This window comes from Curtobacterium sp. NPDC087082 (assembly GCF_044745045.1).
Lineage (GTDB): Bacteria > Actinomycetota > Actinomycetes > Actinomycetales > Microbacteriaceae > Curtobacterium.
In genome coordinates, this window is the sequence record NZ_JBIUZN010000003.1 from 431,464 (window position 1) to 444,871 (window position 13,408).

Consider the following 13,408-nt stretch of genomic DNA (forward strand, 5'->3'; position numbering starts at 1 on the left):
ACGGAATGTGTCGCGATCACTCGGCCGCGGCGACCACGTCGAGCACCGCGCGGCCGTAACGCTCGAGCTTCGCCCCGCCGACGCCGGAGATCTCGGCGAGCTGGTCTTCGTCCGACGGCTTCACGGCCGCGATGCCCCGCAGCGTCGCGTCGTTGAAGACCACGTACGCCGGGACGCCCTGTTCGCGGGCCTGGGCCGCACGCCAGGCCCGCAGGGCCTCGAACACCCCGAGGGCTTCCTGCGGCATGTCCGTCACGACGGTCCGGCGGTTGCGGGAGGCCCGGGGTGCCTTCACCGGGTCGCGCCGCATCCGCACCTGCACGCGGCCGCCGAGGACGTCGGCGCTCGTCGGGCTCAGGACGACCGTGCCGAACCCGTCGCCGGACACCGCCGCGTAGCCCTGCGCGAGGAGCTGTCGGGCGACGGTGCGCCACTCCGCCTCGCCCAGGTCACTGCCGATGCCGAACGTGGCGAGGGACTCGTGCCGGAGCTCCTGCACGCGGGGCGACTGCTTGCCGACGAGGATGTCCACGAGGTGCGAGACGCCGTACCGCTGCCCGCGTTCACGGTCGAGCCGAACCACGGTGGAGAGGAACTTCTGCGCCGGGACCGTGCCGTCCCACGACTCGGGCGGGGCGATGCACGTGTCGCAGTTGCCGCACGCCGTGCTCTCCTGCCCGAAGTACGCGAGCAGCCGGACGCGCCGGCACTCGATGGTCTCGCACAGGGCGAGCATCGCGTCGAGGTGCGCGCTGAGCTGCCGACGGTGCGCGGCGTCGCCCTCGGACTGGTCGATCATCCGGCGCTGCTGCACGACGTCGTTCAGGCCGTACGCCAGCCAGGCGGTCGATGGGAGCCCGTCGCGCCCGGCACGACCGGTCTCCTGGTAGTAGCCCTCGACCGACTTCGGCAGGTCGAGGTGTGCCACGAACCGGACGTCCGGCTTGTCGATCCCCATGCCGAACGCGATGGTGGCGACCATCACGACGCCGTCCTCGCGCAGGAAGGCGGACTGGTTCCGTTCCCGCACCTTGGCGTCGAGACCGGCGTGGTAGGGCAGCGCCGGGATCCCCTGCTCGGACAGCGCGGCCGCGGTGCGCTCGACCGAGTTCCGGGAGAGGCAGTACACGATGCCCGCGTCGCCGCTGTGCTCGGTGCGGATGAAGGTGAGGAGCTGCTGCAGCGCCCCGGTCTTCGGTTCGATGCGGTACTGGATGTTCGGCCGGTCGAAGTCGGCGACGAAGTGCGCGGCGTCGTCGAGGCCGAGGCGGGCGGAGATCTCGCGGTGGGTCTGCGGCGTCGCGGTGGCGGTCAGGGCGATGCGCGGCACGGTCGGCCAGCGCTCGTGCAGGACGCTCAGTTCGAGGTAGTCCGGCCGGAAGTCGTGGCCCCACTGGGCGACGCAGTGCGCCTCGTCGATGGCGAACAGGGCGATCTGCGCGCGGTCGAGCAGTGCGCGCGTGGACTCGAGCCGGAGCCGCTCGGGCGCGAGGTAGAGCATGTCGACCTCGCCCGAGACCACGGCGCGTTCGACTCGGGCACGTTCGTCCGGCCCCTGCGTGGAGTTGAGGAACGCGGCCTTGACGCCGTTCGCCGCGAGGGCGTCGACCTGGTCCTGCATGAGCGCGATGAGCGGCGACACGACCACGCCGACGCCGTCCCGCACGAGCGCCGGCACCTGGTAGCAGAGCGACTTGCCACCGCCGGTCGGCATGAGGACGAGTGCGTCGCCCCCGGTGACGATCTGGTCGATGATCGAGGCCTGTTCGCCCCGGAAGTCGTCGTACCCCCACACGCGGTGCAGGACGTCGAGCGCGGCGGCTCGGGAAGCAGACACGGCGGCGGGCGCGGGCGTGGTGCTCATGCCACGAGCCTACGGCCGACCGGCGACACCCACGGCGTTGTCCACAGGTGCTGCGTCCGCCCCGTCGGCCGAGCCGGCCGTCTCGTCGAGGCGGGCCGGGGCGCTCGCCCAGCCCGTGCCTCCTGGACCGAACCAGCGCCCGCCACCCGCCCAGACCGGTGTCGGACCACGGAACCGCGGTGCGGCCGCGCCCGCGAACCGGCGGTCGAGGTGGCGCCACCGCGCGAGCACCTCGACCATGCCCCAGTAGAGCAGCGAGGTACCGAGCGTGACGAGCCAGCCGCCGATGGTCCCGTTGGCGTCCTGCGACGAGAGGTCGATCCTCGACCAGCCCGGCGCCTGCAGCACGAAGATCATGATGTTGTTGAAGGCGTGCTGCAGCACGGTCGCCTCGAGGCCGCCGGTCCGCAGCACGATGATCGCGGCGATGAGGCCGAACGACCCGACGTCGAGGATGCCCCAGACGTTGTAGCCGTTCGGGATGTGCAGCAGGGCGAACACGACGGTCGACACCGCGACGGCGAGGACCGTGCCCACGATGCGGACCGGGATCCACGAGCCGATGGTCTGCATGAGGAAGCCGCGGAAGATGTACTCCTCCGCCGCGCCCTGGAACGGCACGAGCACGATGACGAGCACGAGCGTCGTGGTCAGCGTGCCGAGGGACACCGTCGACTGGCCGATCGCGGCGTGGTCCCAGCCCAGGCCGCCGTCGAAGGTGAGCATCCCGAGTCCCTGGAAGCAGAACATGATCGCCGCGATGACGAGCGTCGGGATGAGACACCAGGCCGTCCAGCCCCAGCGCACCCGGAACCGCGTGGACGACAGGATCCCGGCGGGACCGACGCGCGCGATCTTCACCGCGAGCAGGATGCCCGGCAGCAGGACCACGAGGGACACGAGCGACAGCGAGAGCACCACCGGGTCGGTGGGGTCGAGCGCCCCGCTCGCGAGGTCGTTCTGCAGGTCGATGACCCCCTGCGGCCCCTGGTTCGCGCCGATCGGCACGAAGTACGCGACGGCGATGATCACCTGCGAGACGAAGTACCAGCCGGCGAGGAACGCCAGCGCCACGAGCGGGCGCCACCACCTCCAGCGTGCGTCGACACGGGGCAGGCGGTGGTAGGGAACGCTCACGCCACGCAGGCTACCGGGCCGGGCAGGATGGGAGCCGTGCTCACCGTCGTCCTCGGCCTGTCCGGCGCGCTCGTCTACGGGTTCGCCGACTTCCTCGGCGGCCTCGCGTCACGTCGAGTCCGTGCGGTGACCGTCGCCGCCGTCGCCGCGGCGGTCGGGATCGTGCCCCTGCTGGTCGGGCTCGTCGTGGTCGGGGGTGCGTTCGGCGCGGAGTCCGTCCTGTGGGGAGCGGTCGCGGGGGTGTCCGGAGGCGTCGGCGTCCTCCTCCTCTACCGCGCGCTGGCGATCGGCCCGATGAGCGTGCTCTCGCCGCTGACCGCCGTCTTCGCCGCCGTCGTGCCCGTCCTGGTGGCGGTGTTGCGCGGGACGGCGTTGTCGGGCCTCGCAGTGGTCGCGCTGGTGGTGGCGGTCCTCGCGGTGGTCCTGGTGGCGTCGGTGCGGGACACGTCGGGTGCGCGGGTGACCGCGGTGGGGCTCGTGACGGCGGCGGTCGCGGGGTGCGGCTTCGGCGGGATCGTGCTCGCGTACGACATGACGCCGTCGGACGCGGGGGTGGCGCCGTTGGTCGTGTCGCGGGTGCTGCAGGCGGTGCTGCTCGGGACGGCGGCGGTCGTGGTGACGCGGCGGGCCGCGGTCGCGGGGCAGGCCGCGGGGCGTGGCCCTGGAGGCGCGGCAGACCCCGCGACGTCGGCCGACGCTACGGGGTCTGCCGCGCCTCCCGGCATCCGTGGTGGCGGACGCTGGCCGGCTCGCCTGGTGTGGACGGTGGTCGCTTGCGGCGTCCTCGACGCCGCAGCGAACGTGTTCATCCAGGCGGGGCTGCACTCGAGTGAGGACCCGGCGACCCTGCCCGTGGTGAGCGTGCTCAACGCGCTGTACCCGATCGGGACGGTCGTGCTCGCCGGGATCGTGCTCCGGGAGCGGCTGACGGCCGTGCAGTGGGCCGGGATCGTGCTGGCGTTCGGTGCCGCGGTGGGGCTGGCGCTCGCGTAGGGGGTCGCGGCGCCGCACTGGGCGAGTCTCGCCTGGGCGGACAGTTTCGTGCTCGCAGGGCCGCGAAACTGTCCGCGGAGCCGAGACTCGGGGCGGCCGGAGCGGGCGTCAGGCGTCGGGGATGAGCCGCTTGCCGAGCGAGACCGTCCGGTCGTCGGTGTAGCCGACTGCCGCGTAGAAGCCGATGACCTGCTCGTTGCCGGCCCGGACCTGCAGGTTGAGCTTCGGGCAGCCGAGGTCCGTCAGCAGTCGCTCGAACTCCGCCATGAACGCGCGCCCGAGCCCCGAGCCCTGCAGGTCCGGCCGCACCGCCAGGTAGTTCACCCAGCCGCGGTGCCCGTCGAACCCGGCCATGCCCGCTCCGACGACCGGGTGGGCGGGGTCCTCGGCGTCCTCGGCGACCAGGAACAGCTCGGGCTGCACGGTCAGCTTGCGGGCGATGTCGCGGCGGGGGTCGTTCCACGGGCGGACGAGACCGCAGGCCTGCCACAGGGCGACGACGGCTTCGGTGTCGGCCGGGTCGAACCGGCGGAGGACGTGCTGCATCACTTCACCGTAACGGTGCTGTGGACAACCTCGTCACGGGGTCGTCGTCGTGATCTGATAGACCTGTCCGACCACCCCATCCGGATCAGGAGCCCCGTGACCGCACACGAGACACTCCCGTCGCGCCGAGACCGCCGCGACGGTGCTGCCGGTGCTGCACGACGGGCACCGCGTCGCCGCCAGACCGTGGGTGGCGCCATCGTCTCGCTCATCGCCGAGCTGCTCATCATCGCGGGCGCCGGCACCGGGCTGTACGTGGTGTGGACGGCGTGGTGGACGGACGTCGTCGCGGTCAACGAGCAGACGAAGCTCGTCGACGGCCTCGGGCAGAAGGACGTTTCGGGGACCGGCACCGAGCACCGCGGGCCCGCTCCCGTGCTCGCCGAGCCGCCGAACGTCACCGATGTCTTCGGCACGATGCAGATCCCCCGGTTCGGCAAGGACTACGAGCGCCCGATCGGCGAGGGCACCGACCGCGAGAAGGTCCTCAACACGATCGGCCTCGGCCACTACCAGGACACCGCGATGCCGGGCGCCGAGGGCAACTTCGCCGTCGCCGGGCACCGGGTGACCTACGGCAAGCCGCTCAACCAGATCGCCGAGCTCAAGACCGGCGACGACATCGTTGTGCGGGTGACCGACGCGAAGACGAAGTTCGACGTCTGGTACGTGTACAAGGTCACCGACTCGCAGATCGTCACGCCCGACCACGTCGAGACCATCGCCCCGGTGCCGAACAAGCCCGGGGTCGAGCCGACGGCCGACGACCGCTGGCTGACCCTGACCGCGTGCCACCCGATGTGGTCGGCGAAGGAGCGGTACGTCACGCACGCCAAGCTCGACTACTGGATGCCCGCGTCGGAGGGCACCCCGAAGGAACTCTCGGAGACGTCGAAGTGATCTTCCCGTTCGTCTGGCGCATCCTGCCCGGCCCCGCGGCGCTCAAGGTGATCGAGTTGCTCGTGCTCCTCGCGGCGATCGTGTGGGTCCTGTTCACGTTCGTGTTCCCGTGGGTCGCTGCGGACATCCTGCCGCCGCCGGACGGCACGGTGGATGTGTCGCCGTCGCCCTGACGCGCGGGGTTGCGCAGCGTCCTGGATCCGCACCGTGCGAGGTTTCGCTGACGGTGGGACGTCGGGGGCCTCGCACCGAGCGCGGGACCCCGCACGGTGGCGGGGGCGGGGGCGGGTGCGTGCGCGGGGGCGCGTTCGTGCGCGGGCGCGGGCGCGGGCACGGGTGCGTGCGCGGGCGCGGGCGCGGGCTCGTCAGACCGTGGTCGTCACCCGGGATCCGCCGTCGGACGTGCGCCGCACGGCGATGCGCTCCGGGATCCGCTGCTTGAGCTCCTCGACGTGGCTGACGATCCCGACCTGACGGCCGCCCGCGGTCAGACGAGACAACTGCCCGATCACGTCGTCGAGCGTCTCGGGGTCGAGCGTGCCGAACCCCTCGTCGACGAACAGCGTGCCGAGGGAGACCCCGCCCGCCTCGGCCTGGACGACGTCGGCGAGACCGAGCGCGAGGCACAGCGACACCGTGAAGGTCTCGCCGCCGGACAGGCTGCGGGGGTCGCGCACGGTGTCGGTCGTCTGGTCGTGCACGGCGAGCGCGAGGCCCGTGCGCCGTGCACGTGAGCCGGATTCCCGCTCGTCGGAGGTCTCCAGCGTGAACCGGCCCGCGAGCATCGCCCGCAACCGGTCGTTCGCCGCGGCGACGACGTCCTCGAAGCGGCGCATGAGCACGTAGGTGCCGAGGGTGATCCCGGTGGGGTTGGCTGCTGCGACCCCTGCCGCGACGTCGGCGAGCCGCACCACGGCCCGGCTGCGCGCAGAGGTGTCGTCGCGAGCGCGGACCGCGGCGTCCAGCTCGGCTCCGCACCGTTCGGACGCGACGGCCTGGTCGACCGCCGACGTGGCCGCGCGGACGGCTGCCTCGGCCGCGGCTGCGGTGGCGTCCCGTGCTGCGCGGGCTCCGTCGAGGTCGAGCGCTGTCGGGTCGTCGTCGGCCGCGGCGACGACCGCCGGTTCGGCGAGTCCCGCGTCGACGACCGCGCGGGCCTGGTCGGCACGGGCGACCTCGGCCCGGAGTGCTTCGGCGTCCGCTCGGTCGAGGACCCCGGCGCGGGCTGAGGCGACGTCGTCGAACCCCTGCTCCGCGAGGACCCGGTCCACCTCGGCCGCACGTTCGCGGACGTCTGCTGCTGCCGAGTCGGCGCGACTGTCGGCCTGGAGCACTGCGTCGAGTCGACCGACGAGCGCGTCGAGCGACTCGACCCCCTGGCGCAGGGTCTCCGGCGCACCGTCGAGGTGTTCGGCCACGCGTTCGATCGCGGCCGACACCGCCGACTCGTCCTGCTCGAGGCGCTCGGCATCTGCTGCGGCTGCTCCGGCGAGGACGGCGCGTTCGGCGTCGACCTCGTTCCGCTGCCGTTCGAGGGTGCGCGTTCCCTCGTCGTGTGCGGCCCGCTGCTGTTCGAGGTCGCGCACGCGGACGGCCGCGTCGTGCGCCGCCGTGACGGCTGCGTCGGCCGCAGCCGCAAGGGCGTCGACGGTGTCGTCGTCGAGGTCACCGAGGACCTGCACGAGCCGGGCGAGTTCGGCCCGTTCGAGTGCGAGGGCCGTCGCTGCGTCACCGAGGGCGCGCTCGGCACGCCGGGCACGTTCAGCCGCGGCCTCGATCGCTTCGGTCGTGGGGTGGTCGTCCTGCGGTGTCGCGACGACCGGGTGCTCCGTCGCCCCGCACACCGGGCACGGGTCGCCCGGCAAGAGTGCGGCGCCGAGCTCTCCGGCGAGACCGGCGATGCGGCGCTCTCGCAACTGCTGCTCGACCCGGACGAGCTCGTGGGCGGTGGCGCGGGCGGTCATGACGGTCTGCTCGGCACCCTGCAGGCGCCGCTCGGACGCGGCCCGGGCGACGAGGTCGGCCCGGAGTGCACGCACACGCTCGACCTCGAGCCGCGCGGCCTCGGACCCGGCGGCCAGCGCGGCGGCGGCCCGGGCATCCTCGACGATGCGGGCGCGTTCGGCGGGGCGGGCATCGAGCGCCGTGTCGAGGTCGGCGAGGCGTTCCGTGAGCAGGGTTCCGCGAGCGACGGCGTCGGTGATCGCCCGACGCCTGCCGGGGAGCGCCCGTTCGAGGTCGATGCGGTGCCGGACCGCGGCGAGGCACTCGGTCACGGCGGTCCGCTGGTGGGCGAGGGCGTCTCGGTCGGTCGTCACGCCGTGCTGTGCGCGGAGGGCGTCCGCGGCCGCGGCCGCGTGGTCGGAGCGGGCGCGTGCGGCGTCGAGCCCGTCGGCGACGACCGCGACGCGGGCAGCGCGTTCGCCCGACGCCAGGCGCACGCGGGCCGCGGCGACCCCGTCGGCACCCGCGTCGAGTTCCGCACGACGTGCGACGAGGACGGCGCGGCGGTCCAGTGCGGCTGCACGAGCAGTGACCGACTGCTCGTGCGCCGCCGCAGCAGCGGCCGCGTGCGACGCGGTGGCGCGAGCGGACTCGGCAGCGTCGGCGGTCGCTCGGAGTGCCGCGACGGTCGCGGGGACGTCGGACTCGTCCGGCTCGTCGACACCCGCAGCCTGGGCGAACCGGTTCAGGGCGTCGCGGACCCGGGCGTCGGCGCCCTCGACCTCGGCCAGGACGGCGCGACGGCGGACAGCGAGTTCGTCGGCCGTCCGGTCGTAGACCTGCGTGCCGAACAACGACTGCAGCAGCTTGCGGCGGTCTTCGCCGGGAGACCGCAGGAACCGGGCGAACTCGCCCTGGGGCAGGACGACGGTCTGCAGGAACTGCGCCTTGTCGAGGCCGATGATCCGGGCGATCTCGACCGCGACCTCGGGGATGCGCGAGGACATCGGCTCACCGGCCACGTCGGCCGGCCCGGCGAGGCGGAACAACTGCGCGGAGGCCTGCTGCTTCACGGTGCCGGTCCCCCGCTGCTTCGGGCGCTGGTACTGCGGCGTGCGTCGGACGCGGTAGACACCGGCACCGGTCTCGAACACGAGCTCGACGAAGGGCTCCACCGAGGGGTCGGCGTGCTGGCTGTGCAACCGGTCGTCGCTCGCGTCGGCACCGGCAAGTCCGCCGTAGAGGGCGAACACCACGGCGTCGATGATCGTCGACTTGCCGGAACCCGTCGGCCCTTCGAGCAGGAACACCCCGGAGGCGGCGAGCGCGGCGAAGTCGATCGACACGAGGTCCGGGTATGGGCCGATCGCGCGGAGTTCGAGCCGGTGCAGGTACATCAGCGGTCCCCCTCGTGCTGGAGGACCAGGGCGGCCGCTTCGTACGCCTCGGTCAGGATCGCGCGGTCGTCGTCGTCCGGCGCGGTGCCGGTGGCGAACGACACGAAGTCGGCTGCCACCTCGACCGGGTCGGACGTCGCCGTGACCGCACGGGCTGCGGCACGCTCGGCGCGGTCGGCCGGCTCGTGCGTGATGGCGAGGGCGTGGGGGAAGTGGTCCTTCACCCGGGCGTACATCCGTTCCGGGTGGACGGTGTCCGTCACGGCGACGCGGACCCAGGCGTCCGCCGCCGACCGGTGCGCCCCGGACTCGATCTCGTCGATCGTGGCCCGGACGTCGACGAGCCGCCGCGGCACGGGCGCCGGCACGAGCTCGGCCGTCACCTGCCCGGAGTCGTCGAGGTCGACGACCGTGACGGACTTCTGCTGGTGCCGCTCGCCGAACGAGAACGCGAGCGGCGAGCCCGCGTACCGCACGCGGTCGCCGTCCCCCACGCGCTGCGGCCCGTGCAGGTGCCCGAGCGCGACGTAGTCGATGCCGTCGAACACGGCACGCGCCACCCGGTCGACCCCCCCGACGCGGATGTCCTGCTCGCTGTCGCTCGGTTCGGTCCCGCCGACGAATGCGTGGGCCACGACGACGCTGCGCGTACCGGGCCGCTGGGCGAGATCGGCGCGGACGCGGTCCATCGCCGCGCCGACGACGGCCTGGTGCGAGCGGGCGAGCGGCTCGTCGGGCACCGCCGCGAGGGCGTACCGGGTGAGGTCGGGGTGCAGGTACGGGATGCCGTACACCGCGACGGGCCCGTCGGCGTCGTCGACGAGGACCGGGGTGGCGATGCCTGCGGGTTCGGCGAGGATCCGCACCCGCGGGTCCATCACGCCGGCACCGAAGCCGAGTCGTGCGGCGGAGTCGTGGTTGCCCGGGGTGATGACGACCGTGGCCGTCTCGGCCAGCCGTTCGAGCACCCGGGACAGCATCCGGACGGCGTCGACCGGCGGGATGGCTCGGTCGTAGACGTCCCCGGCGACGACGACGAGGTCGACCGCACGCGCCCGTGCCTGGTCGACGAGCCAGTCGAGGAAGGCCGCCTGGTGCTCGAGCAGGTCGGCACCCAGCAGTGTGCGGCCGAGGTGCCAGTCGCCGGTGTGCAGGATGCGCATGCGGTCACGGTAGCGCCGGCCGGGGACATCGCCGGGTGCCCCGCGGCGACCTGTGGAGAACTCAGGGCACGCAGGTCGCGGAGGAGATGCCGAGCAGTGACGTGACCTTCACCTTGACGGTCGGGATGCTCAGCGCGGTCCAGGTCCCCCCGAGGTTCGTGCGGAGGTTCACCGTGTACGTCGTCCCCAGGTCGAGCAGGCCGCCACCGCTGTAGGGCAGTGACCGCTCGGTCCCCGCGACCGTCGCGACCTGTGTGGTCTGGTAGACGAGATCGAACGAGTTGGGCGTGACGCCGGTGTACGTCCACGCGATGGTGACGGTGTTGCTGTTCAGCTGCGTGCACGTGAGGGTCGCGACGCTCGTCGCGGTCGCGGCGCCGAACGAGGTGGACGTGACGGTGGTCCGCGACCACGGTCCGGCGACGGCCTCCGCCGGCAGGAAGAACCCGGCGCCGCCCGCGAGCACGAGGACGGCGGCCGCGCCGCCGAGACGGCGGAACCGACGCGCTCGGCGGTCCGCGCGACGGCGGGTCCGGCGGCTCACGACGGCGGTGGTCGGGGCCGTGGCGACGCGCGGGGCGGGGTCGACCCGCGCCTCCTGGCCGTCACCGGCGCCGACGCCGCTGTCACCAACGCCGTCCGGCCCGCCACCCCCGTCGCGCGACGCATCGTCGTCCGACGAGCGCCCCGCCGGACCGACCAGCCGCCGCAGCGATCCGTCGATCGTGCAGAGCGCGAGCACCGCGACCAGACCGAGCGCCAGCATCCCGACCTTGCCCCACTCCCCCGCGCGGAGCCAGACGATCGGCGCACCGACGAACGGGACCCGCAGGAACGCGACACCGTGGACGGCCGAGGGTTCGACGGGCGTGGAGTCCTGCCGGGGGTTGGCATCGCCCTTCGTGACGATCGTGCCGCGCGGACCGTCCTCGACGTAGCGGTGCATGCGGAGGTGCCCGGGCTGGTCCGGGTCGTCGACGAGCAGGACCTTGCCCATCCGGACGTCCCCGGCCGAGACCGGGCGGGAGACCACGACGTCGCCGGGGGTGAGCCGCGGCTCCATCGATCCGGTCATCACCGTCGTCGGTTGCCAGCCGATGACGGCGGGAGCAGCCGCCCAGAGCGCGAGCCCGAGCAGGGTCGCGACGACGCCGCGGGCGAGCGTGGCCACGACGACGCGCCCCCAGTCGACGGCGTCACGGAGCGCGTCGTGCGGCGTGGGACCGCCGTGCACTTCGATGCTGACCATGACTGCCTTCGACCGGGGGCGCGTTGTCGGACGGTGACGGACGGGCCCGCATCGGGCTCGGTCCCGGACGTCACGCGGTGGACACGGGAGCGTCGATCACGCTCCCGTGTCGCCGGCTCAGCTGTTCTGGGCCTCCCAGGTGAAGCCGAGGGCCGCGGTGCCGCCCTGCACGGTGTTCGGTGCGGTGCTCGAGACGGTGTAGGTGAAGCGGTAGACGCGCGACTCCGAGCCGCTGCCGGTCGGGGCCCAGTTGCCGACACCCGTGGCGAAGTTGGTCGAGGCCGTGCCGAAGCCCGCGACGGTGCCGCTGTAGAGCGTGCCGTTGGTCGACGCCGCGGTGAAGCCGGTGCAGGAGCCGAAGCCGCCGCCCGTGCCCTGCTCGACGGTGAGGTTGATGTTCGACGCGAGGGCGTTCGTCGTGGCCGCGTTCGTGCCGTAGAGCTTCACGGTCGAGGGCAGCGTGCCGGTCGAGGTGACCGTGATGCAGTTCGCACCGGTCGAGCCGGGCTTGAGGCCGGTCGCGTTGAACAGCGCGGTGTTGTTGTCGTCGTCGGTGAGGGCGACGCTTCCGGCCGTCCAGTTGCTGGTCGGGTTGACCGTGGTGGCCGAGAAGGCCGAGTAGGACGCGGTCGAGACGACGACACCCGAGGCCACGAGAGCGGCGGGGATGGCGATCCAGGCGGCGAGACGCGCAGCGCGCGGGGTGACACGGGACATGACGGAGCTCCTGATCCAAAGGGGCGCCGGGGTTCCGCGGTGGTTGGTCGCGACGGCGCCGTGGTTGCTACGACGATCAAGCTACTTGAGCGCCGTGTGGCTCACAAGGGAAGCTACACCCCCACAGTTGGGGGTACTTCAATCGGTGAGATACTTGTTCAATGAGCAGCACGACGGCATACCCGTGCCATCCTGCCGATCGCGCAGGCGATCACCCTCCCGAGAAGAGCCGCCCGATGACGGACACCACCACCGCGCTCGCGCGACCCCTCGACGCCGCGCAGCTCCCCCCTGCCCCCGTGTCGCCGACCGTCAGCATCCCCGAGGTCGACCCGGACGGCGACGTCGCGAAGCTGATGACGGCGTTCCGCGTGCTGCAGATGCAGCACGCGCGCGTCCTGCACCACGAGAGCTCCACCCGCGGGCTGAACGCCACGGACGCCCGGTTCGTGTTCTTCCTCGCGTCCGCCGACGGCGAGGGCATCACCCCGAAGCAGGCCGGCGAGTACCTCGAGCTCTCCACGGGTGCCATGACGAGCCTGATCGACCGGCTCGAGAAGCGCGACCACATCGAGCGTCGCCCGAACCCCGACGACCGCCGCAGCATCCTCCTCCACCTCACCCCGTCCGGGTCCGAGGTCGCGCGCGAGATCGGCGCCGTCTACTCGTCGGCGTTCCGCGAGGTCATCGCCCCCGCCGACCGCGCCGGCCTCGCCGACGCCTTCGACCGGCTCGGCGCTGCGCTCGAACGCCACTCGCGATCGGTCTCCGTCGCGGGGACGATCGCCGGCCTGCAGCCGTGACGAACGGTGTCGGACACCGCGCGTAGCGTTGCCGGCATGACCCCCTCAGAACTCCTCATCGAAGCGTTCTCCCGCGTCCCCGCCACGGTCGAGCGCGCCGTCAGCGGGCTGTCGGAGGACCAGCTGGCCGCACGTCCGGCCGCCGGTGCGAACACCCTCGCCTGGCTCGCGTGGCACATCGCGCGCGGGCAGGACGCCCAGATCGCGGACCTCGCGGGCACCGAGCAGGTGTGGACGGCGGACGGCTGGGTGGAGCGGTTCGGACTGCCGTTCCCCGCCGAAGCGCTCGGCTACGGCATGTCGCGGGACGACGTCGGACGCGTCCGCGCCTCGGCAGCCCTGCTGGTCGACTACCTCCGCGCGGTGCACGACCGCACGGTCGCCTACGTCGGCACGCTCGAGCCGGCGGACTTCGACCCGGTGGTCGACGACGCGTGGGACCCGCCCGTCACGCGGGGCGCGCGGCTCGTCAGCATCCTCGACGACTGCACGCAGCACGCCGGACAGGCCGGGTACGTGCGCGGGTTGCGCTTCTTCAACCGCTGACGCGGCGCATCGTGAGCAGGAATGGTCGGGTCGACGGCGGCGACCCGACCGCTTCTGCTCACCATGTGACGGACGGGAGGCGCGGTGCCAGCTGGCACCGCGCCTCCCGTCCTGCGTCGGCTCGCGACTACCGCGCGGCGAGCTCCGCG

The 13,408-nt window shown here is 73.0% G+C and carries 12 protein-coding genes; 5 read left to right on the forward strand and 7 right to left on the reverse strand.

Features of this window, described 5'->3' with window-relative positions; translation table 11 throughout:
• Window positions 1-16: 16 nt before the first annotated feature.
• The gene (recQ, locus tag ACIPEP_RS11125) at window positions 17-1,864 is read right to left on the reverse strand and encodes a DNA helicase RecQ (protein WP_402717288.1); all 1,848 of its coding nucleotides are present in this window, start codon (window positions 1,862-1,864) and stop codon (window positions 17-19) included.
• A gap of 9 nt (window positions 1,865-1,873) precedes the next feature.
• Window positions 1,874-3,001: a lysostaphin resistance A-like protein gene (locus tag ACIPEP_RS11130; RefSeq protein ID WP_402717289.1), complete on the reverse strand. Its 1,128-nt coding sequence runs from the start codon at window positions 2,999-3,001 to the stop codon at window positions 1,874-1,876.
• A gap of 36 nt (window positions 3,002-3,037) precedes the next feature.
• Between ACIPEP_RS11130 and ACIPEP_RS11135 the strand changes: the two genes are divergently transcribed.
• Window positions 3,038-3,994, forward strand: a complete 957-nt coding sequence (locus tag ACIPEP_RS11135) for an EamA family transporter (RefSeq protein ID WP_402717290.1) — start codon at window positions 3,038-3,040, stop codon at window positions 3,992-3,994.
• A 108-nt stretch (window positions 3,995-4,102) separates the two neighbouring features.
• On the opposite strand, the gene ACIPEP_RS11140 is transcribed toward ACIPEP_RS11135, so the two are convergent.
• Window positions 4,103-4,540, reverse strand: a complete 438-nt coding sequence (locus ACIPEP_RS11140; protein WP_402717291.1) for a GNAT family acetyltransferase — start codon at window positions 4,538-4,540, stop codon at window positions 4,103-4,105.
• 96 nt (window positions 4,541-4,636) lie between these two features.
• Here ACIPEP_RS11140 and ACIPEP_RS11145 point away from each other — a divergent pair, with 96 nt between their 5' ends.
• Together ACIPEP_RS11145 and ACIPEP_RS11150 are read left to right on the forward strand one after the other, a co-directional pair.
• Window positions 4,637-5,440 (forward strand): class E sortase, encoded by an 804-nt coding sequence (locus tag ACIPEP_RS11145; protein ID WP_402717292.1) that lies wholly within the window; start codon window positions 4,637-4,639, stop codon window positions 5,438-5,440.
• Window positions 5,437-5,613 (forward strand): hypothetical protein, encoded by a 177-nt coding sequence (locus ACIPEP_RS11150; RefSeq protein ID WP_156794771.1) that lies wholly within the window; start codon window positions 5,437-5,439, stop codon window positions 5,611-5,613. The genes ACIPEP_RS11145 and ACIPEP_RS11150 overlap by 4 nt, the downstream gene beginning before the upstream one ends.
• A gap of 192 nt (window positions 5,614-5,805) precedes the next feature.
• Here the strand turns inward: ACIPEP_RS11150 and ACIPEP_RS11155 are convergent, their stop codons facing one another.
• The 4 genes from ACIPEP_RS11155 to ACIPEP_RS11170 all read right to left on the reverse strand — a co-directional run bounded on the left by ACIPEP_RS11155 (window position 5,806) and on the right by ACIPEP_RS11170 (window position 11,910).
• Window positions 5,806-8,781: an AAA family ATPase gene (locus ACIPEP_RS11155; RefSeq protein WP_402717293.1), complete on the reverse strand. Its 2,976-nt coding sequence runs from the start codon at window positions 8,779-8,781 to the stop codon at window positions 5,806-5,808.
• Window positions 8,781-9,944: an exonuclease SbcCD subunit D gene (locus tag ACIPEP_RS11160; protein ID WP_402717294.1), complete on the reverse strand. Its 1,164-nt coding sequence runs from the start codon at window positions 9,942-9,944 to the stop codon at window positions 8,781-8,783. The genes ACIPEP_RS11155 and ACIPEP_RS11160 overlap by 1 nt, the downstream gene beginning before the upstream one ends.
• Before the next feature lie 61 nt (window positions 9,945-10,005).
• Window positions 10,006-11,193: a S24/S26 family peptidase gene (locus ACIPEP_RS11165; RefSeq protein ID WP_402717295.1), complete on the reverse strand. Its 1,188-nt coding sequence runs from the start codon at window positions 11,191-11,193 to the stop codon at window positions 10,006-10,008.
• Between the two features lie 117 nt (window positions 11,194-11,310).
• Window positions 11,311-11,910, reverse strand: a complete 600-nt coding sequence (locus ACIPEP_RS11170; protein WP_402717296.1) for a hypothetical protein — start codon at window positions 11,908-11,910, stop codon at window positions 11,311-11,313.
• A 236-nt stretch (window positions 11,911-12,146) separates the two neighbouring features.
• Here ACIPEP_RS11170 and ACIPEP_RS11175 point away from each other — a divergent pair, with 236 nt between their 5' ends.
• Together ACIPEP_RS11175 and ACIPEP_RS11180 are read left to right on the forward strand one after the other, a co-directional pair.
• A complete protein-coding gene (locus ACIPEP_RS11175; RefSeq protein ID WP_402717297.1) occupies window positions 12,147-12,713 on the forward strand; it encodes a MarR family winged helix-turn-helix transcriptional regulator in 567 nt (188 codons plus the stop codon).
• Window positions 12,714-12,749: 36 nt separating this feature from the next.
• On the forward strand, window positions 12,750-13,259 hold the full coding sequence (locus ACIPEP_RS11180) for a DinB family protein (protein ID WP_402717298.1): 510 nt from the start codon (window positions 12,750-12,752) through the stop codon (window positions 13,257-13,259).
• The last annotated feature ends 149 nt before the right edge of the window (window positions 13,260-13,408 follow it).

Bases quoted from the DNA above. Each gene is read 5' to 3' on its own strand.
- recQ (WP_402717288.1), bottom strand. From the start codon at position 1,864: ATGAGCACCACGCCCGCGCCCGCCGCCGTGTCTGCTTCCCGAGCCGCC.
- ACIPEP_RS11140 (WP_402717291.1), bottom strand. From the start codon at position 4,540: ATGCAGCACGTCCTCCGCCGGTTCGACCCGGCCGACACCGAAGCCGTC.
- ACIPEP_RS11155 (WP_402717293.1), bottom strand. From the start codon at position 8,781: ATGTACCTGCACCGGCTCGAACTCCGCGCGATCGGCCCATACCCGGAC.
- ACIPEP_RS11160 (WP_402717294.1), bottom strand. From the start codon at position 9,944: ATGCGCATCCTGCACACCGGCGACTGGCACCTCGGCCGCACACTGCTG.
- ACIPEP_RS11165 (WP_402717295.1), bottom strand. From the start codon at position 11,193: ATGGTCAGCATCGAAGTGCACGGCGGTCCCACGCCGCACGACGCGCTC.
- ACIPEP_RS11170 (WP_402717296.1), bottom strand. From the start codon at position 11,910: ATGTCCCGTGTCACCCCGCGCGCTGCGCGTCTCGCCGCCTGGATCGCC.
- ACIPEP_RS11175 (WP_402717297.1), top strand. From the start codon at position 12,147: ATGACGGACACCACCACCGCGCTCGCGCGACCCCTCGACGCCGCGCAG.
- ACIPEP_RS11180 (WP_402717298.1), top strand. From the start codon at position 12,750: ATGACCCCCTCAGAACTCCTCATCGAAGCGTTCTCCCGCGTCCCCGCC.